This is a genomic window from Mesorhizobium newzealandense (assembly GCF_042682145.1).
In the GTDB taxonomy this organism is placed as follows: domain Bacteria; phylum Pseudomonadota; class Alphaproteobacteria; order Rhizobiales; family Rhizobiaceae; genus Mesorhizobium; species Mesorhizobium newzealandense.
Genome location: NZ_JBHUGZ010000012.1, coordinates 294,383 through 313,082, shown reverse-complemented (window position 1 = coordinate 313,082; position 18,700 = coordinate 294,383). Strand labels below are relative to the sequence as shown.

Below are 18,700 nucleotides of genomic sequence, written 5' to 3'. Positions count from 1 at the left end.
CTGGAGCTTGCTAGCTAGGTCTCACTCCCCCATACTGAAAACAGCAGTGCTTAAGGGTTTGCGGGGTAGCCGGCTTTGGAGAGATTATGACCGATAGCACAATTCCGGGCGAAACCGTAAGGGAGCAGATAAGGAGAGCAGCAGATTCTTTAACCGCCACGGAGCGGCGCTTATCTGCGCTAATTCTGTCGAATTATCCGTTTGCCGGACTTGAGCCAATCCAGGTAATTGCGACCTCCTCAAACGTCTCTGCTCCCTCTATCTCACGCTTCGTGAGTAAACTCGGCTACCAGGGTCTGCAGGAATTCCAACAACAACTTATAAAGGAACTGAAGCAAGGGCAAAAGTCTCCGCTCGATTTGCGGACAACAACAAGCGGTATAACGGACGAGTTTTTCGAGAACTTTATCCTAAAATCAACCGAGTTGCTAAAGGCATCCGCCGGGGCGATCACTGCCGCCCAGTTTGAAAGGGTAGGGGCACTAATTTCCGACCCGCGATCTGATATATTTACCTTGGGTGGTCGGATCAGCGATCTAGTTGCGCAGTATTTGTCTAGGCACTTGAAACAAATCCGCGCTGGTGTTCATCAGGTATCGTCCGAGGATGACTGGTGGCCAGAGTATATAATGCGAATGCGGCAAAGGGATGTATTAGTCCTCGTCGATTTTCGAAGGTACCAACGTTCCCTTGAAGAGTTCGCCGAAAGAGTGTCAAAGCACTGCGGGCTGAAGATCATCCTGATAACGGATCGATGGATGTCTCCAATCTCCAAATATGCATCAGAAGTGATAGCGCTGCACATTGAGAACGAGACTGCATTTGACAGCAACGTTGCCGCGTTCGCGTTGATCGAGGCGCTCATAACCCGGGTCGCCGAGGCGAACTGGCCCCAGGCAAGCCAGCGGATAAAAAAATGGGACTCGTTGAGGACTTCGGTCTCGCATCAGAGAGAGCCAGTGAGGGAGTCATAACTAAAGAAAAGCTAAGGCTAATGGAAGGGAAGATGCTCTTTGGGTCGGCTATTGGAGTTTTTGACGAGAACTCCCGTTGCTCTGATTTTTGTGCGCGTGGGCCTCGTTAAGTGTCACATTGCTCTCGTGACGGATTTGTCGAGTTCCTCAATCCGGCGGCGTGTCCGCTCGCCGGTGGCTGCAAAAATCTGAGCGACGACGGCTTCGATCTGCGCCACTGCCGGTGCCATCGTGTCATAGGGCGAACTGACTTCGATCGGGCACGAAAGGGTAACTTCGGCGAAATCGGAAATCGGCGATGCCCATGGATCGGTGAACTGGAGGATGCGAACGTTACGGGCGGCGGCTTGTTCGGCAAAAGCGACCACGTCGCGTTGGTAGCGGCGGTAGTCAAAGACGATCAGAACGTCTCTCTTTCCTAAATCGACCAACAGATCCAGTTGCTGGGCGGATAGTGTCTCGATGTAGGCGACGTTGGCTCGAAACTGCGATAAGTAGCTTGCCAACATTCCCGCGACGTGCCGACTGTAGCGTCCTCCGAGCAGGACCACCTTACCTTTGGAGTCCATGACAAGTCGGGCTGCGCGCTCATATGTAGCCAGCGGAGTGGTCGTCAACGCCTTGTCGAGGCTCCCGGCAACCGAATGCATGTAGGCTATAGCCGCGCCTTGTTCGCCGTCGGTGGCCAACTCTGGCCGCTTCGCACCCATCATAAGCAGTGGCGAATGCAATCGCGCTTCGATGTCGGCGAGCAACCGCTGCTGGAAGTCCGGAAAACCTTCAAAGCCGAGCTTGATGGCCAGGCGAACCACAGTGGGGTCACTGACCCCAGCACGCTTCGCCAAGCTCGTTGCGGTGCCTAGCCCGGCCGTCGGATAATCGGTGAGTAACACCTGAACAATGCGCTCCTCCGACGGGGTGAGCGATAAGCCGCCTTGAAGCAGCATGTCTCGAAACTGCATCAATCAGTTCCCCTTGAGCTCGTGAAGAGGAAATTACAAATCCTCGTGACCTGCGTCAACATGTCAATTTCTGAATCGCATCGAGCGACTCAAAAAGGCAAGCGCTCTGCAGAAATAGGTTTGTCCGCTCCACAGCTTTCAGCCCAAGGGCGAATGGCATGATCACAGAATAAGGGTAACCTACGAGGGCGCGTCGACCGCAGACCCTTGTCGAATGACCCGAACTCGACCTTGCGATGGACCTCTCCGACGAAGGCTGTTGATGCCGTTGCGATGGTGGCCGCTCTTGTTTGGTGTGAGCGTGAGACTGTCTTCCGAGACAGACCTATGACGGTATCCTTGTTTTACCGCCAAGGAGGTCTCGCCGGGCAAGGGCGCCGCTGGGGCCGGCCAGCATCGCTGCTTTGCCCGGCCCCACGCTCGGAAGACGGCGAGATGTCTAACTGAGCTAGAGCAGTTTCTGGATAATCACGGTTAGGCATCGTAGCCGGCGTGGGCGAACAGGTTTTCGCATTCTTTGGGGTGGAAACGATCGATGGCGACGGCCACGGCGTCCCATAATTCCGGGATGGACCGGGCTGCTGCCTTTCGCAGTAAAGCCTTCAGCTTGGCGAAGGCCATCTCAATGGGGTTAAAGTCCGGGGAGTAGGGCGGAAGATAGCGAAGGGAAGCCCCCGCAGCCTCGATGATTTCGCGGACACCGACCACTTTATGAGCAGGCAGGTTGTCCATCACGACGACATCGTCGGGTTGAAGCGTCGGCACGAGGACGCGGCGCAAGTAGACCAGGAATGCTTCGCCATCCATGGCGCCGTCCAGGAGCCAGGGCGCGACGATCCCGTCGAGGCGCAGGCCGGCCGTGAAGGTCGTGGATTTCCAGTGCCCATGAGGAACAGCCGCCCGGCAACGCTGTCCACGCGCAGAGCGGCCTCGTAGCCGGGCCATCTTGGTATTGAGGCCACTTTCGTCGATGAAGATCAGGCGGCTCGGATCGAGATCGAGTTGGCCTTCGAACCACTCTTCCCGCGCTGCCAAAACATCCGGTCGCTGCTGTTCGGCCGCGTGCGCTGTCTTTTTTTGTACGTGATGCCACGCTTTGCGAAGAACGCATGGACCGTCGTCAGGCTGGCTTTGACCCCGCGCTCTGCCGCAAGGCGATCGACGATCTCGGCAAGCGTGATGTCCCGCTCATCGGTCTCGACCAAGGCGAGAATGAAAGTCTCGTGCGCGTCCAGCTTCGATACCTTCGGCTTGCCCTGCCGCCCAGGTTCCAGATTGCCGCTCGAACGCCAGGCCCGATACCATGCACCAGACGTCGATATCCCGATGGCAAACCGCCGTGCCGCTTCTCGGGTCGACAGGCCTGCCTCTATCGCCTCGATAACACGCGTCCGCAAATCCAGGCTGTAAGCTCGTGCCATGCCGCTGCTCCTTCCGCAAATCACTTCGATCAGGGAATCAGAACAAGCCGTTCACTGCAAACAAACGACTCCGATTAAGGGAAAACCGCTCTAGATCAAACTTTGAGCATCTCGCGGGGATTTACCCTGACGCGCTCGCCTTTGGGATCGAAGAATCGGTAGCTGGCGGTGACTTTCACCTTTTTGGGACCGCCGTTGGATTGAACCTCCAACTCCGTACCTGGCTCGGCGAATTCGCTATTGACCCATGCTCGTCCAATATTGCGTTCGAGCAGTGGGCTGACCCAGCCGATCGTCGTTTCACCTGCGTTCTTCTTGGGACCACAGGTCAGTTTTAAACCTCCCGCTATCTGAGGTTCCGTTGTGTCGGCCTCTATTCCTACGAGTTTGGTGCGGAGGCCTGCTTGCTTGCGGCGCAGCATCTCATCTCTGCCATGGAAAAAGCCCTTGTCAAAAGCTACGGACCATCCAAGGCCATATTCAAGAGGGGAACCTCCCGCATAAAAGTCGGCTCCGAACAGAAAGCCTTTATCAACCGCGATTGGGAAGGCGGCCATCAGTCCGGCCGGGCCGCCACCGTACTTCGCGCAATACTCAGTGAACTTTTCCCACATGCCGTGAGCATATTCAGGCCCGAAATGGACCTCGTAACCCAGTTCACCTGAAAAGCCCACTCGTGCAATCGTGGTTGGAACGCCATGGAAATCAACATGCACTAATCGGTTGTGCTCGAGATCTGCAATGTCCACGGCTTGTTGAAGTACATTGATCGACTTTGGGCCCTGTATGGAAAGGAACGTGTTAGACAATTCAGTGACCCAGACCTTTCGACCATCTGCCTTTTCCATAATCCACTTGCGCGAGGCGTCGCGAGTAATTCCACCGTGGATCATAAACTGATCTTCGCTAATCCAAAAAACGATAACGTCGTCGATTAGACTAGCCTTGTCGTCAAGGATACTTGAGTAAATAGTGCCGCCAGGGGTGATCTTTCCCAAGTCGTTTACGATAAGTTCCTGTATGAATTGAAACGATTCCGGTCCGCACACCCCAAAACAACTCTGGAAATCATACTCGGCAAAGCCGACATTGGAGCGGACCATCATGTATTCTTTGTTTGAAGAAGTTATGTGCGAAGCGACTTTCCAGCCTCCAAAGTCAATCATGGGGGCGCCAAGCTTCTCGTATATTGAATGATATGCTGTTCTTTTTTCCATGGTATCCTCCAAATTTAACAAATGGCTATCTTTGTCGGCCGATACGCGACATTGGCGCCGTTCTCAGAACGGGAACCCCACTTAGTCTCCGATGCTTGATAGGCTGCCAGCATGTCCTCGATCCCGGCGTCCATCCTGCGTGCAACGAACATGCTATCTCACAAAGCATGAATTGCTGAAAATTATTTGTCAATGATGCGATCATTTTGATAGATAGAAAATTTTTTCCGACGTGGCCTTCTGTTCAACCATGGCCTCAAGTTCGCGATAGATCGGATGAGGCTTGGTTTGTTGAGCAAGCGGGAAGGTCGAAGGTGGCCGAGGAGGTCGAGTGCCGCGGACTGAAATAATTTCTTCAAATATCGCAATTAACTGTAGACAGGAAAAAAATTCCACATTATTTTCGCTCCTCAGCCAGCCTATCAGCGGACTGCTTTGGCCAAAGGTGGGGAGGGGTGGATCTTGTGCAGAGGGCATTCTGCTCTGAAGAAAGTTGATTGCGAGCCGGTCGCAATCGTCGTCCTGGCCCTTCACCACTCGCCGTACCGGAAGTGGCTGCATCGATAAGGATAGCCGGTTGGGCTTTTTCTTGTAACAGGAGCATCAAATGAGCGAAAGATACAGCTGTGACGTACTCGTTGCGGGAGCGGGAATTGCGGGTGCGGGGGCAGCCTACTATCTGTCGAACCAAAATCTGAACGTTATCCAAGTCGAGTCCGACCATCCGGCTTCCGGACCGACCGGCTCATCGTCCGCGGTGTGCCACGCGTTCTATGGCGATCCCGAGTTATCTTTGCTCGCAAAACGGGGAATCGAGATCCTTAAGGATCTCCCCGGCGCCTTTCATCAATCTGGCTGCCTGTGGGTTTGCGGCCCTGAGCACGAACCCGCAAATCGCGAGATTGTTAAGCGGATCCGCGACGATGAAGGTAGCCGAATCGAGGGTCTGACCGGAGAACAGGCGCAGGCAATTCTCCCTCATTTCAATATGGAGGGGATCACTTTTGCCGCCTGGGAAGACGAATCGGGACACTGCGACCCTTACGGTGCAACTAACGAATTGGTCAATCGAGCTCGCGCAAATGGCGTTAAGTTTATGGGCGGCCGCTCGGTTACCGAAATTCAAGTAACAAATGGAAACACGACCGGGGTGACGCTAAGTGATGGCACCGTCATCTCTACCGGTCGCGTAATTCTTGCAACGGGTGTTTGGTCGAAGGCGCTCCTGGCTAAGCGTGGAGTTAGCCTACCGACGTTTATTGAACGCCACTTCATGGCAGTAATGGACGCACCAGGTGTCGCAAGGAAGTTACTTCCGCATTGTTGGGTTGATGAAACTACGAACTGCTATGCTCGGCCGGAAGGCGAGAATACAATTTTGGTTGGAACCTGGGGGGGCGGCGGCACAGGCGTCGAGAACGACGCGCTTAAAGAAGCACACGCGCGCATGAACTATCGCCTCGAGGTCGCGGGCCAATTGGACCGAACGATCACGCAAGAGGAATCGGTCTGGGCCATTGAACATATCATGTCCCGTTCTCCTGAGATTGCCGAATTGGGCATCCGTCCCGGCTACGCCTGTCAATATGATATGAGCCCGGATCACCTCCCTATAGTTGACGAGATTCCGGGCGCAAAGGGAACTTTCGTGATCACCGGCTCAAGTGGGCATGGCTTCAAGCTTGGGCCTGCCATGGGCGAAGTCGTCGCACAATGGGCGTTGGGTCAACGTCAGGAATTGCTCAGGAAGTTCTCATTGCATCGCTTCGCATAACGTCCTCAGCGCATTTGCATCCATGGCGCGCTACTTGGTCGTCATGGATGCCAGCGCGGGCTTTTCCTCTTCGAGGAGACGCGCGTTATCCAGCGATGCACTCGCCTGGAGGCGGATCTCCTCCAATTCCTCGATACGTTCGCGCGTCCGCTTCTCCATGGAAGCAAGGATTTGAGCGATAACAGCTTCGATCTGCGCCACCGATGACGCCATCGTGTCGTAGGGCGAATTAACCTCAATTGGGCAGGTTAGTGTTAGTTCTGAAAACTCGGCAATGGGCGATAACCAAGGGTCCGTAAACAGAAGAATGCGAACGCGGCGGGCCGCAGCTAATTGGGCGAACGCAACAACGTCCAGCTGATATCGGCGATAATCGAACACGATTAAGAGATCGCGCTTTCCCAAGTCGACTAACACGTCCGTCTTTTGCGCCGATAGTGCGTCGATATGCATGATGTCTGGCCGAAATTGCAACAAGTAGGCTGCTAACATGCCTGCGATAAAACGGCTGTACCGCCCGCCGAGCAGGACGACCTTGCCCTTTGTATCCATTACCAGGCGGGCGGCCCGTTGATATGACGCCAGCGGGGTCGATGTCAGCGCTTTGTTGAGGTTGCTGGCCACCGAATGCATGTAGGCGATCGCAGCTCCTTGTTCGCTATGCGTCCCCATGTCGGGCCGTTTGGCTTCCATCATAAGCAGCGGCGAATGCAATCTTGCTTCAACATCTGCAAGTAACCGCCGTTGGAGGGCGGGGAACCCTTCGAAACCCAGCTTCATGGCAAGGCGAACCACAGTAGGGTCACTGACGCCGGCGCGCTTTGCGAGACTCGTGGCAGTGCCTAAGCCGGCCGCCGGGTAGTCGGTCAGGAGCACCTGAACGATCCGCTCTTCTGATGGTGTCAACGAAATGGCCCCGTGCAGCAGCATGTCTCTAACGTTCATCGTGTCCTCCAACTGACATTGCTGAAGAGAATATTACAAAATTTCTCATTGTGAATATGTTAGCGGGCTGTCCGAATAATGCACGATGGCAAGCCACCAAAGTGCGCGCAAGCGCGGCTACGCTAGTTTTCAACTACAGAAAGGCCGTCCACATTGTCGGGCGGTCGCGGCCAACATCGGCTGCCTTGGCCTTGAGCCAGCCTACAGGGTCACACCGGTCGCCGTCCATTCCCAAGTCGACCGGATCTCTGTCGGCTGGGGGGACGTGGAAGACGCTCTGAACCATCAGACGCGCCACTGCCCAACTCCAGGGGGAACCGATCAAAGCGGCGTGACTCAGACGAAGCCGCCCCAGCGACCCCGGTGGCTCAGATACAGCAGGACCTGGTCTGAAGACAGGTTTTCTTAGCCTTCGTTGCGCAATAGAGCTTTGTGCCGTTGTAGAAAGTTGTCAAGATGAATCTGACCATCGCTTGAGTCTTCACCTTCCGCCTGAGCGAACGCGAAAAGCGCAATTTCGTGGTCAAGAAGTAACTGGATATAGGGTCGGTCGTCAACCGGCGCCTCGACAAGCAGAGTCTCAAATTCACGAACGAATGGCCCCAATAGCTTCTTGAGCTTTACCGCAAATTGAGTCCAACCAAGCTCTGCGTACTCAACGGTTTCATCGCGTCCCTTCTCAGCAAGCAGTACTTTGCTATTTGGTTCAAGTTTGTAACGCGTGATAACTGGCAAAAGCGCCTCTGCTACAAGCCGCTCAATGGCGGCCAAATTGCGCAACTTTACGCGAGATTGTTCACTGTCAGCCTTCTGGGCAAGAACGCTAAAAAATTCTTCCCCCAAGATTTCACCCTCATAGGCGCTGAGCACGCGATTTTCGTAAGTCGGAGCAACAGAAGACCGCATCGGAACACCTTTATCGATCATGATTGTTGAGGGGCGCGACGGAACGAGCCGATTTGCTGAAGGCTCGTTCCGAAATAGAAATTGTGTGCGGCTGGAGGCTGACCAACCGGCATCATACTCAAAGCCTATTCGAGGGTAGCTGCGGCCTAGGTGCGTGTCAATATCTCTTCAGAGGCTGGCGCTGATGGAAGAAAAGTAGACGAGTCGGCAACGAGGAGGGGTAGGCAGCCTTAGCAGGATCCAGGCGAGGAGATTGCGGCATGGATTGAAGATCAAACTTCCTGGGTGCTGTTTATGTGCGATTTCGACGATGGACAAGGGCACCAGGAATTCGGCAGTGAGGTAAGACCAGAGATGCCGCCCTTGCAGGGATAAGGATCGGATGGTCCTCAAAGCCTTCCCGTTCTGGTCTGACTATCTCCAATATCGATCAGCGCGCGCCGATCGGCATCGATGGCTATTGCTCAGCTCTGTGGGGATTGTGCGCCGGGAGGTCAAGTTCTCCAGCCTCTGGGGTAGCAATCAGCAATCTTACGACCGCAGCTGGAAGGCTGTAGCGCCTTCTGCACAATTTTTCATATGACAGAATGATGTAATGATATTGACATGAAGGTTGACCTGTCCAATAATCGTAATTCCGCAGAGGAGCAGACGGATGGTCAATTCCCGCATCAAGGCTGTGACGATGGATTCGCTGGCTTTGGCCGTTATCCTAGTGGCAGTAGGGATCTTGGCCGGTGTTTTGTTTGGAGCGAATGGAACCAGGATCGCGACATCGATGTCAATCGTGGTCACTGCCTGCGTTGGTTTGCAGGTTTTTTCCGGCAACACAGGTATCGTGTCATTCGGTCCTGCAGCTTTCATGGGGGTGGGCGCCTACACTGCAGGCATCCTCACGATGAGCCCTGTTGTTCAACGGACCGCACTTCCTCACCTCCCGGTCTGGATGGCGGGCTATGGTCTTTCAGTCTGGTCGTCGTTGATTGTAGCCGCCCTTACGGGGCTGGTTTTGGCTGGGGTGAGCGGCATCGTTATGCGGCGGTTGTCCGGTTCGGCTGCGTCCATCGCCACTCTGGCATTGCAGATTATCGTCTACACGGTTCTGGTAGCGACAAAGGATATCACGCGCGGCAGCCAAACATTTTACGGTGTGCCCCGCAATACCACGCTTGTGGTTGCTCTATCTGTGGCGGCGCTGTCGATCGCAGTTGCCCGAACATTTAGGGATACAAGGACTGGTCGCGCCGTCCGAGCCACGCGAGAAGACGAAGTAGCCGCAGCGGCAGTGGGCGTGGACGTTCGCCAAGCGCGACTTAGGGCATGGCTGTTGAGCGGGACCATTTTGTCGATTGCCGGGGCGTTGACGGCTCAGTTTTTAGGTGCCTTCGGCCCCAAGGATTTCTACTTCGAGTCGTGTTTTCTGCTGATTTCGATGCTGATCGTCGGAGGCCTCGGTTCTGTTTCGGGCGCTTTAGTGGGCGTGATAGTAATCACAGCAGTCACGGAGCTTTTGCGGGCGCTAGAGGGCGGGGGTGATATCCTCGGATTTTCGGTCCCGGCCTTGTACGGACTGCCTCTCGTTGGTGCTTCGCTCGCAATGATTCTCGTCCTCTTCATCAGGCCCGCTGGTCTTGTTGGTAGCCGGGAACTCGAGCTGTCAAAAGCATGGGATCCTTTGAAGGGGCGCGACAGCAAGCTCCTTCCAGGATCGCAAGATTTTCAGGCACCAAAGGGTGCAAACGCTTTGGAGGCAAATCAGCTGTCTCGTCATTTTGGCGGTGTGCGGGCCGTCGACGGGGTAACCTTCAAGGCTGAAGCTGGCCTCATTACGGGGTTGATCGGTCCGAATGGTGCCGGGAAGAGCACCTTGATCAATCTGTTGACTGGCCAGTTACGACCTAGCGCAGGTCATGTGGCGCTTGGGTCGGATTTGATAGAAAATAAGCAGCCTCACATAATTGCCCGCGCAGGTTTGGCGCGAACTTTCCAAAACCTTCGTGTCTTTGCTGACATGACTGTAAGGGAAAATGTCTTGGTTGCCGCTGAGGCATGTGCGGCCGACACGGCTCTATCTGTATGGCGCACCAATGACGCCCTAGCGCGTTTTGGCCTGGAAACATTAGGGGACCGGCTTGCCGGCAGCCTTCCGTACGGACAGAGACGTCTTGTAGAAATCGCCCGCGCTCTTGCCACGGGCCCCAGGTTCCTCCTTCTTGACGAGCCTGCTGCGGGGATGAATCCGGCCGAGACTAAAGAGTTAATGGGCAGGTTGGCCGCACTGCGCGCGGACACAGGCGTGGGCATTCTCGTGGTTGAGCACGACTTGCACCTTATAATGTCGCTTAGTGACACCATCGTCGTTATCGACCGGGGCAAGCGCATCGCCGTGGGCACGGCAGACGCGGTCAGAACCGACCCTGCCGTGATATCAGCCTATCTCGGAAGCAAAAGGATGGGCGAGAAAAAAACTCAGGTCGAAACAAGCTCTGTGGTGCAGGTCATCGGCGCTAGCGCGTCCTAGAGATGGTATCGCTGAGTTACTCAGTCTGATGGATATTTAATGGTTACAAAAGCACAAAGGAGTTGCAGACAGAATAACTATTAGACTTCGGAAAACGAAGCATTGGTCAAACCTCACACGGGAACTCAAAAATGAACAAGCTAAGATATGCAACTGCGCTCGCTTGCCTTGCTGCGATAGCGCTCTCGTCAAGCGAGGGATACTCATCGGCGGATGAATACAAGATTGGAGCCGCAATGGCCCTGACTGGTGCCTTGGCACCATACGATCAACCCGGCCTGGCCGGCTTCAAGTTAGGCATCAAAGATCTCAATGCCAAGGGCGGCATTGGGGGCATGGCGACGGTCACTCTCGAAGTTATCGACACCCGGTCCGACACAGCGGCTACCGTCAACGCGGCCCAGAAATTGATCGAAGACGGGGTTCAATTTCTCATTACCCCGGCCGATGCCGATCCCTCGATCGCAGCGGGTCAGATCGGACAGGCAGCGGGCATTCCGATGCTCAACCTCGCTGGTTCGCCCAGCCTAACACCTGCTGTCGGCGACTATATGTTCATTTCTTATCCATCCGACACTGTACAGTCGGCCGCGCTAGCAAGTTATGCCGCAGAAACCGGCTACAAGACGGCATTTCTTCTGAAGTCGCCCGACTCCGCCTATACGTCCAAATTCCCAGACTATTTTGGCGAAACGTTTCGGAAAAAGGGTGGGAGCGTTGTCGGTGAAGCGTCCTACTCGATGGGGCAGCCAGATTTTTCTGCGGTGGTTTCTCAAATCAAGCGATTAGCACCGCAACCTGACGTTATCATGACGACCGCGTACGAGCCTGACTTCCCAGCCTTCATCAAGCAGTTGCGCGGTGCTGGTGTTAAGGTTCCTGTTATCGCCTCGGATGCCATCGGTACTCCGACCGTGTACGGACTCGGTTCGGTGGTCGATGGCGTTGTGCATTCCTCAGCCGGCTTTCCAACCCCTGGCAGCGGGATGGAAGCTTTCAACAAGCGCTTCACGGAGGAAACCGGTCATGACGCGGAAACCTCATACGAGGCATCAGGATACGAATGGGCACAATTGCTCGACGCCGCAGCTCGCAAAGCAGGATCGCTGGACCCCGCGAAAATCAGAGACGCATTGGCTGGCCTGGAAGATGTGCAGACCGTTCTCGGCAAAGTGACGTATGCTGGAACTGAGCGTGTTGCTCTGCGCGACGTTGCAATAATCCGAATTGAGGGGGGGGAAGTCGACCTTTGTGAAGGTATATCGACCGACGAAGGAGGAAATCCCCAATCCTTAAGCTGGTAGGAACGCCAATGCTTCGTGTCGAGGGAATGAAAATACGCTACGGGGCCGTCCAGGCTGTCCATGGCGTCGATCTAAACGTTGGAAATGGAGAACTTGTCACACTCATTGGCGCCAATGGCGCCGGCAAGAGTTCGATTCTTGCCGGCATCGCCGGGTCCATCCCACCTGCCGAGGGCAAGGTGTTGCTCAAAGGTCAGCCACTCACCGGCCTGCCCGCAGACGTCATCAGCCGAAAGGGAATAGCACTAACTCCTGAGGGTCGCCGTGTTTTCGCCCATCTCACAGTTGGTGAAAACCTGCATTTAGGGGGAGCGGCGTTCGCGAAAGGTAATGAGCTGCGGGCTCGCCGAGATAGCATGCTCTCCCGCTTTCCCATCCTTGCTGAGCGCATCGATCAAAAGGCAGGGAGCCTGTCGGGCGGTGAACAGCAGATGCTGGCGATCGCCCGATCTTTAATGAGCCAGCCCGACCTGCTCTTGCTCGACGAACCTTCGTTGGGCCTTGCGCCTCAAACGATAGACAAGGTCTACGAATTAATCGAAGACCTGCGCAAGCAGGGGCTTACCATTCTGCTTGTTGAACAGAATGTCGAGTTGGCTCTGTCCGTGGCCGATCGAGGCTACGTGGTAGCCAACGGCCGTATTGCTCTAAGCGGTACGGCATCTGAACTCGCCAGCTCTGACCTTGTGCGGCAGGCATATTTGGCAATCTAGGAGGTCGTCATGGAATTCGTCCAGTACCTGGTTAATATTCTTAGCCTGGGTGGAATATACGCTCTCCTGGCGCTGGGGCTGGCGATCGTATTTTCGATCGTTGGGCTCATAAATTTCGCACATGGCGAACTGATGACGATTGCAGGCTACCTCATAGTACTGTCGCTTTCATTCGGCCTGCCGTTGCCTGTAGTTCTTCTAGTGGCCTGTCTGGGAGCGGCGCTCTCTGCGGTATTGATGGATCGAATAGCGTTTCGTCCTATGCGGTCCGCGTCCGTGACGACGCTTATGATTACCAGCTTTGGCGTAAGCACCATTTGCAAGGTTTTCTTTCAAAACGGAGTTTCTGCTCGCGGAAGAGCGGTCGCTCTGCCGGAATGGATGTCAGGAACTCTTACTTTCGGAGGCTTTCAGATCGGTATGGTCCCGCTGACATCCATCGCCCTGACGGCACTAGCTCTAATCGGGCTCGACATCTTCTTACGCAAGACCACTTTGGGCGTCGCGATGCGCGCCGCATCCGAAGACTTCATCATGGTTAGCTTGCTTGGTTTGCGCGCAAACACAGTCATTGCGACGTCCTTCGCGATATCAGGCCTTCTTGCTGGTATTGCCGCGATATTGTGGATTTCGCAGCGTGGCTCGGTAGATCCGCTCATGGGCTTTACTCCGGTCCTGAAGGCCTTCATCGCTGCGATCATCGGCGGGCTGGGTTCTTTGCGGGGAGCCGTGCTGGGCGGCTTTGTGCTCGGCGCGTTGGAGGTCGGTTCAGAACCGTTCCTCACCACTGGAACCGCGCCATACCGGGATGCGCTTGTCCTTCTGGCGGTAGTTCTTTTGTTGCTTGTCAAGCCGGACGGTCTATTGCCAGCCGTACGGGGTCTTCGCTCGTGAATATGCACGCTCTGGTGGCGGGTAGGAATCAGACCGGATGTAACAAGTACCGACGGCAAACGAGCAAGCACTGACGCCGCTATGGCTTCAGCCCGTTGAGCAACATTATCAATTTGCCGCGACGGTGTGGGTATATCGATATAATAAGGAGGAGAACAGTGATGGATTTAACCCTAAGTAACGCCGAGCTGGTACGCAATGCTCGCGCACTCCGACCGCTTTTGCGTGCAAATGCGGAGGAATCAGCAAAAAACAGACGACTTGCTCAGGAGAGTGCTGCGGCGGTGCGAAGCGCCGGCTTTCTGCAGGGTTTGGTGCCGCGCCGCTGCGGTGGTCGCGAGATTGATATCCAGACATACTGCGAGATTTGTGAGGAACTAGCCCGCGGCGACAGTGCTGCTGGTTGGCTCGCCATGGTCGCCAATAGCAGCGCATCTTTGATGGGGCTCATGCCTGACAAGACGCGCGACGATGTCTTTGGCTCGGATCCCCGCGCGGTCGTCATCGGTCAATGGGCCCCCACCGGGAAAGCCACCGCGGTCGAGGGGGGCTGGATGTTGACAGGCAAATGGCCCTGGGCGTCCGGATGCTTCGAAGCGCAGTGGAGCTTCGTGGGCTCCGCGGTCCTGGATGCCAGTGGGGCTCTGATCGACGTACGGCTTGCACTGGTGCCGACGTCCGAGCTGAAGATCGAAGACACATGGCATGTCGCTGGGATGGCAGGGACGGGGAGCAATACCTTTGTGGGAAAAGATATCTTCGTGCCGGAACACCGGACGATGCTCATCAGCGAAATGCTTTCCGGCTTCAGTCGCTCGGACCATTCTGACGAACCTCTCTATCGGGCACCGCTCATAACCGCGCTTCCGTTGGGCATATGTTCTGCGGCTGTCGGGATGGCGGAGGCAGCTTTCGATTTCACGTTGGAGAACCTCGAGCGCGGCAAGCCCATTGTGACGTCCCTATATACAGATGCAAGGCAGTCCCCAAGCTACCAGCTAAATCTGGCAGATGCTCGTGGTCTGATCGACTCCGCACGGTTGCATACGATGCGCGCGGCCAGCGATATCGATCGCTCCGTCAGCGACGGTACAAGCATGACCGATCTCGAGCGAGCTCGCGTCCGACTTGACGCGGCGGTTGCGCAAAAACGCGTGCGCGAGGCCGTAGACCTGCTGCTGAACATAGGCGGAGCGTCGGTTTTCATGCTCAGTAATCCGGTCCAGCGGATCTGGCGCGACATGGAGACTTGCACGCGACATGCCTATATTAATGGCGACATTGGGCGCGAGATATACGCCCGGGCGCTGCTGAAGCTTGACCAGGTGAGTGCAGGCTTCTGAAAATTAGGTCTGCGATCAATTCAGAACGGGTCACTGCTACGGAGGACAGACTTGGATAGGAACGATGCCTTCAGGGAGGCGATGGGCCGTTTCGCCGGGGCCGTCAATATCATCACGACTGAAGAAGATGGCCTTCCGAGCGGCCTGATCGCCACTGCGGTTTGTAGTTTATCCTTCGATCCGCCGTCTGTTCTCGTTTGCATCAACAAGTCGGCCAGTTCGCACGACACGATTTTACGGCGAGGTATCTTCGCCGTAAATCTGCTATCTCCTGCGTTGTCCAATGTGGCGCGTCGATTTCAATCTCAAAAAGGTCCAGATCGCTTCGAGAAGAAATATTGGGTCGCGGGCAAAACCGGGGCACCGCTCCTTGTTGGCGCGCCGATGGCGCTTGATTGCAAACTTAGCCATACCTACGACGGTTTTTCGCACAGTATCTTGATCGGCGTCGTCACCGACGTGCAGCTTGGGGAGGGCGATTCCCACAATTCGCTCCTTTGGCAAGGTCGCCGATACCACAAGCCGATGGAATTCGTTGAACTGGTTCGTCGACCCGCTGACGTGCAAATGATTCTGGATGAAATGATTTTCTAGGTTCAGAAAGGATCGCATGATCAGTCGCACCCGCGAAATCACTCTACGACGATCCTTGAGATCTCAGCCCCCATCATCACGCTCCGCCACTCCGCCCTCAGCTTGGCCAGTTTCCACCTTCTGCGAAGTACTCGGTCTCGAACCGCGCCGAGTCGATTCTGCCCACGGTCGCGAGGCTGGCGGTTCAATTTGCATACGTTCGCGCAGATCCTTTGAATCTCGGACAATTCGCGGCTGCGTTTCTTCAGCCCTCGCAAGCACTGACTTACTAACTCGGTATTCACGAAGCCGAAACGGGCCAACTTGGTGAATATCACCAGCCGGCAAAGGATGAGATCAAGTCGGGCGAAACCTTCCCAGCAGCGACATCTTGAAGTGCTTGACCAATAATAGAAATGCCTTCGTCGGCTTCACTTGTACTCAATATGAGCGGCGGGGTAAGCTCCAGGACGTTCGAATTCGAACCGACATAATACATTACGAGTCCAAGCTGGAACGCTCTATAAACAGTGAGAGCGGTCTGGATTTTCGCTGGTGCGCGACTAACGCGATCGCCCACAAGCTCAATCCCAATGGCAAGCCCTTTCCCCCGGACATCGCCAACCAAATCCCAATCTCTGCTTCGCTTCGAAAGTGAGGCCAACATGTAAGAGCCGATGTCTGCCGAATTTCGGACCAACCCGTCCTTTTCGATCGTCTCCAGTACCGCCAATGCCGCTGACGCGCAGATCGGATTGCCGTGTAGCGTTTGGTAGGAAAAGGTAGGGGAGTGATTCATAATGGGTTCGGGGCCGACGACCGCAGATATCGGCAAACCTCCGCCGAGGCCTTTACCAAAAACCACAATGTCTGGCTCAATCCCTGAATGTTCGAAGGCGTGCAGAAGTCCGGTTCGAGCTAGGCCAAACTTCACTTCGTCACACACCAGAAGAATTCCGTGCTGACGGCAAAACCGTTCGATCTCGGCGAAGAAACCGACAGGCGGCACTAGCAATCCTCCATCGCCCTGTATTGGTTCGATAAAGAAGGCAGCAACTTCTTCTGGCCGAACGTCCGCCGAAAAAACCTCCTCGAGAGGGGACAGCGCCGCGGCACTGGCAGCTGTCGGGTCACCTGCCGCGTAACTGTTCGGATAAGGCACCAAGATCAGGCCGCCGAATTTCTCCACACCTTTGAGCGCCGGATGACCCGAAACAGCCATGGAACCGCTGGTCCCGCCGTGATACGCGCCCTTGAAGGCCAATATTCGACGGCGTCCGGTGGCTGCGACGACCATTCGAGCTACTGTTTCATTAGCATCAGAGCCAGAGTGCCCCAACCAAACTCGGCCGCGGCTGCGTGGTGGAACCAATGATAGAAGCTTCTCAGCAAGAAGCACGCTAGGTTCGTTTGCGGAAGACAGGTAGCTTGCACCAGCTTGATCTGAAAACGCCCGCGTAATGGCCTCGCGAACCGAAGGATGAGCATGCCCCAGGCTGGCAGCTCCCCAAGAGGCCGAAAAATCAAGAAGCTGGCGACCATCATCGCCTCGCAAATACGATCCTTTCCCTCCAACGACCGCTTGAGGAAAGAAACGAAGTTGAGCCATGTTCGAAACTGATTTGCTTTCACGGCGATAAAGATCGGTCACTGGTCTTCCTTTCATATCGGCAGCGGGGAGCACCGGGCGATTTCGGCTATTCGATCTTCTTGCTCGCCATAGGTAAGGCGCTCAATTCGGCTCTATTGCTTGCCAAAACGCGCCGTTGACCAGGCGCGCGGCCATTGCCAAATTATTTTCAGAATTTTACCATTACTGCAAATAGAAAAAATTTTAACATTTTAGTACGGTCGGCAAGGAACGGGCATCGGGGCCGGAGATTAGGCGCACAACGAGGGTGGCGTCGACCAAGAGCGCAGCTCCGGCATAGCATCGAAAGGCTGCGGAGTGTGGATAGTCAGCCTTGGCCTATTGCGGATTACGCCAGCCGGCGCGCACCCTGGCTACCATGGTGGCGGAGCATGTTGAATTGGCGTTGTTTGAGCAGTCGCTCGGCAATCGCGAGGGCCTGCATCAACCGTTCGGTGATCGTGTGGCTGACGCTGCGGAGAAAACCGCAGGATCGGTTCTATTCGACGTACGTGTCGACGGCGATATCTGCGTTCAGCGGATGGCTGGGATTGGATATGGCGAAACCGGCACAGCGATAATCGTAATGGAGAAGAGCGGACAGCTTAGATGCGCCTCGATCAACGGAGACACAGCCCTTTTGGTGGCAGAATTGGGTGCCTGGGATGCGTCGCCGCTAAGTGAGCAAGCGAGGGGTGAGCACCGCGGAACGGCCATCATCCTGCTCGCGAGGCTTCGTGGCTCGGGTCACTTCGCCCCGTTCCCTGCCGGCTGAGCGCTGCTTCTTACGGGAGGGCACATTCGCGTCGGTACGGCAGCTCTCGGCAAAACAAAAAGGCCCGCGACGACGTCGCTGGCCTTTCCGTTCTGATCGGCAGGGGTTCGATCAGAAATTGCGCTGGAAACGGACGATGCCGCCAACGCTATCCTTCTTGTCGGCCTTGGTGAAGTTGCCGAACGGAGTGCCATCGTCGAAGTGACCGAATGGTCCCAGTCGACTTCGGTCGTGATCGTGAAGCCCGGAACGATGGTATAGGCGACGTTCGCAGCCAGAGCGTAGTTCTTGTCGTCGTCAGCCGAAGCCTGGAGGTTGAACGCGGTCTTGGCATGCCGCCGCCCCAGACGGCCCAGTTGCCGCCCCACGGCTTGTAGAAGCCGCGGCCATGAGCATCGATGGCATTGCCGGGATCGTCGCTGAGGTTATCGTCCGTGCCGTAGCCGCCCATGATGAACAGGGTCAGTTCCTTGGTGACGTTGACGTCCAGTCGAACCTTGCCAGCCACTTCCATAGGAGCTGTCATAGGCGACGACACCCGTGACCGCGCCCCAGTCGCCTTTGTATTTCAAGCCGCCGACAACATGGGGGACATAGCTGTCGATTGTGCCGGTCGCGCCGGAGCCTTCTTCCAGCGAGACAACGCCCGAGAAGCCGCTGCCAGCGTCGAAGGTCCTGCCGACGACGAGCGCTTTGGACCTTGCGGGAAGCGTCCCTGAACAATCGATCGGGCATTGAACCCAAAGGG

17 protein-coding genes and 2 pseudogenes are annotated in these 18,700 nt (G+C 55.6%); 10 read left to right on the top strand and 9 right to left on the bottom strand.

Annotated elements, in window-relative coordinates; translation table 11 throughout:
- The first annotated feature begins 86 nt into the window (after positions 1-86).
- The gene (locus ACFSOZ_RS17970) at positions 87-974 is read left to right on the top strand and encodes a MurR/RpiR family transcriptional regulator (RefSeq protein ID WP_379100260.1); all 888 of its coding nucleotides are present in this window, start codon (positions 87-89) and stop codon (positions 972-974) included.
- Between the two features lie 113 nt (positions 975-1,087).
- On the opposite strand, the gene ACFSOZ_RS17965 is transcribed toward ACFSOZ_RS17970, so the two are convergent.
- The 4 genes from ACFSOZ_RS17965 to ACFSOZ_RS17950 all read right to left on the bottom strand — a co-directional run bounded on the left by ACFSOZ_RS17965 (position 1,088) and on the right by ACFSOZ_RS17950 (position 5,135).
- Positions 1,088-1,936 (bottom strand): MurR/RpiR family transcriptional regulator, encoded by an 849-nt coding sequence (locus tag ACFSOZ_RS17965; protein ID WP_379100258.1) that lies wholly within the window; start codon positions 1,934-1,936, stop codon positions 1,088-1,090.
- A gap of 474 nt (positions 1,937-2,410) precedes the next feature.
- A protein-coding gene (locus tag ACFSOZ_RS17960; RefSeq protein ID WP_417568608.1) for an IS630 family transposase occupies positions 2,411-3,357 on the bottom strand; the annotation gives its coding sequence in 2 pieces (ribosomal slippage) (positions 2,411-3,013 and positions 3,016-3,357; 945 coding nt in all).
- 95 nt (positions 3,358-3,452) lie between these two features.
- Positions 3,453-4,574 carry an aminomethyl transferase family protein gene (locus ACFSOZ_RS17955; RefSeq protein WP_143748895.1) on the bottom strand — a complete coding sequence of 374 codons (1,122 nt, stop codon included), beginning with the start codon at positions 4,572-4,574 and terminating at the stop codon, positions 3,453-3,455.
- A gap of 201 nt (positions 4,575-4,775) precedes the next feature.
- On the bottom strand, positions 4,776-5,135 hold the full coding sequence (locus ACFSOZ_RS17950) for a hypothetical protein (protein WP_143748894.1): 360 nt from the start codon (positions 5,133-5,135) through the stop codon (positions 4,776-4,778).
- Positions 5,136-5,181: 46 nt separating this feature from the next.
- Between ACFSOZ_RS17950 and ACFSOZ_RS17945 the strand changes: the two genes are divergently transcribed.
- A complete protein-coding gene (locus ACFSOZ_RS17945) occupies positions 5,182-6,348 on the top strand; it encodes an NAD(P)/FAD-dependent oxidoreductase (RefSeq protein WP_379100255.1) in 1,167 nt (388 codons plus the stop codon).
- A 30-nt stretch (positions 6,349-6,378) separates the two neighbouring features.
- Here ACFSOZ_RS17945 and ACFSOZ_RS17940 read toward each other — a convergent pair whose 3' ends face one another.
- Together ACFSOZ_RS17940 and ACFSOZ_RS17935 are read right to left on the bottom strand one after the other, a co-directional pair.
- Entirely contained in the window at positions 6,379-7,293 is a 915-nt protein-coding gene (locus tag ACFSOZ_RS17940) for a MurR/RpiR family transcriptional regulator (protein WP_095090531.1), read from the bottom strand.
- A 405-nt stretch (positions 7,294-7,698) separates the two neighbouring features.
- Positions 7,699-8,220: a hypothetical protein gene (locus tag ACFSOZ_RS17935; RefSeq protein WP_095090339.1), complete on the bottom strand. Its 522-nt coding sequence runs from the start codon at positions 8,218-8,220 to the stop codon at positions 7,699-7,701.
- Positions 8,221-8,854: 634 nt separating this feature from the next.
- Between ACFSOZ_RS17935 and ACFSOZ_RS17930 the strand changes: the two genes are divergently transcribed.
- From ACFSOZ_RS17930 to ACFSOZ_RS17905, 6 genes are all read left to right on the top strand, one after another.
- The gene (locus ACFSOZ_RS17930) at positions 8,855-10,720 is read left to right on the top strand and encodes a branched-chain amino acid ABC transporter ATP-binding protein/permease (protein ID WP_095090338.1); all 1,866 of its coding nucleotides are present in this window, start codon (positions 8,855-8,857) and stop codon (positions 10,718-10,720) included.
- A 131-nt stretch (positions 10,721-10,851) separates the two neighbouring features.
- Positions 10,852-12,024, top strand: coding sequence for an ABC transporter substrate-binding protein (locus ACFSOZ_RS17925; protein WP_379100253.1), 1,173 nt, complete (start codon positions 10,852-10,854; stop codon positions 12,022-12,024).
- 8 nt (positions 12,025-12,032) lie between these two features.
- The gene (locus tag ACFSOZ_RS17920; RefSeq protein WP_095090336.1) at positions 12,033-12,737 is read left to right on the top strand and encodes an ABC transporter ATP-binding protein; all 705 of its coding nucleotides are present in this window, start codon (positions 12,033-12,035) and stop codon (positions 12,735-12,737) included.
- Positions 12,738-12,746: 9 nt separating this feature from the next.
- Entirely contained in the window at positions 12,747-13,631 is an 885-nt protein-coding gene (locus tag ACFSOZ_RS17915; RefSeq protein ID WP_095090335.1) for a branched-chain amino acid ABC transporter permease, read from the top strand.
- Between the two features lie 161 nt (positions 13,632-13,792).
- A complete protein-coding gene (locus tag ACFSOZ_RS17910) occupies positions 13,793-14,974 on the top strand; it encodes an acyl-CoA dehydrogenase family protein (protein ID WP_095090334.1) in 1,182 nt (393 codons plus the stop codon).
- A 51-nt stretch (positions 14,975-15,025) separates the two neighbouring features.
- Positions 15,026-15,568 (top strand): flavin reductase family protein, encoded by a 543-nt coding sequence (locus tag ACFSOZ_RS17905; protein WP_206073804.1) that lies wholly within the window; start codon positions 15,026-15,028, stop codon positions 15,566-15,568.
- Between the two features lie 313 nt (positions 15,569-15,881).
- Here the strand turns inward: ACFSOZ_RS17905 and ACFSOZ_RS17900 are convergent, their stop codons facing one another.
- Positions 15,882-17,198, bottom strand: coding sequence for an aspartate aminotransferase family protein (locus tag ACFSOZ_RS17900; protein WP_379100251.1), 1,317 nt, complete (start codon positions 17,196-17,198; stop codon positions 15,882-15,884).
- A gap of 358 nt (positions 17,199-17,556) precedes the next feature.
- On the opposite strand from ACFSOZ_RS17900, the gene ACFSOZ_RS17895 reads away from it, so the two are divergent.
- Positions 17,557-17,952 carry a hypothetical protein gene (locus ACFSOZ_RS17895; protein WP_379100488.1) on the top strand — a complete coding sequence of 132 codons (396 nt, stop codon included), beginning with the start codon at positions 17,557-17,559 and terminating at the stop codon, positions 17,950-17,952.
- On the opposite strand, the gene ACFSOZ_RS38760 is transcribed toward ACFSOZ_RS17895, so the two are convergent.
- Positions 17,925-18,320, bottom strand: a complete 396-nt coding sequence (locus ACFSOZ_RS38760) for a porin (protein WP_465264463.1) — start codon at positions 18,318-18,320, stop codon at positions 17,925-17,927. The genes ACFSOZ_RS17895 and ACFSOZ_RS38760 overlap by 28 nt on opposite strands.
- Before the next feature lie 26 nt (positions 18,321-18,346).
- A pseudogene (locus ACFSOZ_RS38755) lies at positions 18,347-18,587 on the bottom strand (porin); the annotation flags it as partial.
- Between ACFSOZ_RS38755 and ACFSOZ_RS38750 the strand changes: the two are divergent.
- Positions 18,531-18,671: pseudogene (locus tag ACFSOZ_RS38750) on the top strand (hypothetical protein); the annotation flags it as partial. The pseudogenes ACFSOZ_RS38755 and ACFSOZ_RS38750 sit on opposite strands and share 57 nt — an antisense overlap.
- Between the last annotated feature and the right edge of the window lie 29 nt (positions 18,672-18,700).

Excerpts from the sequence above, each read along its gene's own strand:
- ACFSOZ_RS17930 (WP_095090338.1), top strand. The coding sequence starts at position 8,855 with ATGGTCAATTCCCGCATCAAGGCTGTGACGATGGATTCGCTGGCTTTG.
- ACFSOZ_RS17970 (WP_379100260.1), top strand. The coding sequence starts at position 87 with ATGACCGATAGCACAATTCCGGGCGAAACCGTAAGGGAGCAGATAAGG.
- ACFSOZ_RS17955 (WP_143748895.1), bottom strand. The coding sequence starts at position 4,574 with ATGGAAAAAAGAACAGCATATCATTCAATATACGAGAAGCTTGGCGCC.
- ACFSOZ_RS17910 (WP_095090334.1), top strand. The coding sequence starts at position 13,793 with ATGGATTTAACCCTAAGTAACGCCGAGCTGGTACGCAATGCTCGCGCA.
- ACFSOZ_RS17940 (WP_095090531.1), bottom strand. The coding sequence starts at position 7,293 with ATGAACGTTAGAGACATGCTGCTGCACGGGGCCATTTCGTTGACACCA.
- ACFSOZ_RS17925 (WP_379100253.1), top strand. The coding sequence starts at position 10,852 with ATGAACAAGCTAAGATATGCAACTGCGCTCGCTTGCCTTGCTGCGATA.
- ACFSOZ_RS17915 (WP_095090335.1), top strand. The coding sequence starts at position 12,747 with ATGGAATTCGTCCAGTACCTGGTTAATATTCTTAGCCTGGGTGGAATA.
- ACFSOZ_RS17965 (WP_379100258.1), bottom strand. The coding sequence starts at position 1,936 with ATGCAGTTTCGAGACATGCTGCTTCAAGGCGGCTTATCGCTCACCCCG.
- ACFSOZ_RS17950 (WP_143748894.1), bottom strand. The coding sequence starts at position 5,135 with ATGCAGCCACTTCCGGTACGGCGAGTGGTGAAGGGCCAGGACGACGAT.
- ACFSOZ_RS17920 (WP_095090336.1), top strand. The coding sequence starts at position 12,033 with ATGCTTCGTGTCGAGGGAATGAAAATACGCTACGGGGCCGTCCAGGCT.
- ACFSOZ_RS17895 (WP_379100488.1), top strand. The coding sequence starts at position 17,557 with ATGGTGGCGGAGCATGTTGAATTGGCGTTGTTTGAGCAGTCGCTCGGC.
- ACFSOZ_RS17945 (WP_379100255.1), top strand. The coding sequence starts at position 5,182 with ATGAGCGAAAGATACAGCTGTGACGTACTCGTTGCGGGAGCGGGAATT.
- ACFSOZ_RS17935 (WP_095090339.1), bottom strand. The coding sequence starts at position 8,220 with ATGATCGATAAAGGTGTTCCGATGCGGTCTTCTGTTGCTCCGACTTAC.